Raw genomic sequence first — 317 nt, forward strand, 5'->3', positions numbered from 1 at the left:
TATCCCCCTCCATCAGGCAGTTTCCCAGACATTACTCACCCGTCCGCCACTCGTCAACAAATAAGCAAGCTTCTTCCTGTTACCGTTCGACTTGCATGTGTTAGGCCTGCCGCCAGCGTTCAATCTGAGCCATGATCAAACTCTTCAATTTAAGTTTGATGCTCAAAGAATTAAACTTCGTAATGAATTACGTGTTCACTCTTGAGACTTGGTATTCATTTTTCGTCCGAGGACGTTAAGAATCCATGTCACTTTGAGTGCCCACACAGATTGTCTGATAAATTGTTAAAGAGCAGTTGCGACGCGCTTTAGCGCTC

General features: G+C 44.8%; 1 rRNA gene. It reads right to left on the reverse strand.

Features of this window, described 5'->3' with window-relative positions:
• A 16S ribosomal RNA gene (locus QP381_RS08760) occupies positions 1 to 151 on the reverse strand; the annotation flags it as partial.
• Between the last annotated feature and the right edge of the window lie 166 nt (positions 152 to 317).

This window comes from Pauljensenia sp. UMB6358 (genome assembly GCF_030216865.1).
Classification (GTDB): Bacteria; Actinomycetota; Actinomycetes; order Actinomycetales; family Actinomycetaceae; genus Pauljensenia; species Pauljensenia turicensis_A.